The organism is Peptoniphilus raoultii (genome assembly GCF_900099555.1).
GTDB lineage: Bacteria > Bacillota > Clostridia > Tissierellales > Peptoniphilaceae > Peptoniphilus_A > Peptoniphilus_A raoultii.
In genome coordinates this window covers 1-1,018 of record NZ_FMWM01000001.1, presented here as the reverse complement: position 1 = coordinate 1,018, position 1,018 = coordinate 1, and the positions used below count along the sequence as shown (strand labels likewise).

General features: G+C 37.9%; 1 pseudogene. It reads left to right on the top strand.

Features of this window, described 5'->3' with window-relative positions:
• A pseudogene (locus tag BQ4446_RS08320) lies at nucleotides 1–1,018 on the top strand (hypothetical protein); the annotation flags it as partial.

Below are 1,018 nucleotides of genomic sequence, written 5' to 3'. Positions count from 1 at the left end.
AACTAGGTGGACTAAGCCCAGAAACAATAAAAGTATGGGTAAATGATCCAATTGACTGGTCAAAAGGTGTAAAAGCTACAAAAGATGAAAACAAAGACAAAGTAGCAGAACTACTAAAAGACGCAACAGTAACAGACAAGACACAACCAGAAAGAACATCAGCAGTAGCAGGAGAAAAAGAAGGAACACTACTAGTAACATTTAAAGACACTTCAACAATAGAAGTACCAAAACAAATGTTAATCGTAAGCGATGACAAAGTAGTAGACCCAGCAGATCCTGATAAACTACCAGATGACAAAATCAAAGTAGAATTTGCAAAGGGAACAGGCGTAACAGCAGTAGCAGAAAAGAATCTATATGTAAAACCAAACACAACATTGGTAGACGCAGACTTCCCACAAGCAACAGTAGACACAGCAAATGGCTACAAAGAACCAGCAGCATGGACACCAGATGATAAAGTAGTTACAGAAAACAACAAGACATTCACAGCAACAGCAGAAAAAGAAACAACAGCAGAAAAAGTAACTAAACTAGGTGGACTAAGCCCAGAAACAATAAAAGTATGGGTAAATGATCCAATTGACTGGTCAAAAGGTGTAAAAGCTACAAAAGATGAAAACAAAGACAAAGTAGCAGAACTACTAAAAGACGCAACAGTAACAGACAAGACACAACCAGAAAGAACATCAGCAGTAGCAGGAGAAAAAGAAGGAACACTACTAGTAACATTTAAAGACACTTCAACAATAGAAGTACCAAAACAAATGTTAATCGTAAGCGATGACAAAGTAGTAGACCCAGCAGATCCTGATAAACTACCAGATGACAAAATCAAAGTAGAATTTGCAAAGGGAACAGGCGTAACAGCAGTAGCAGAAAAGAATCTATATGTAAAACCAAACACAACATTGGTAGACGCAGACTTCCCACAAGCAACAGTAGACACAGCAAATGGCTACAAAGAACCAGCAGCATGGACACCAGATGATAAAGTAGTTACAGAAAACAACAA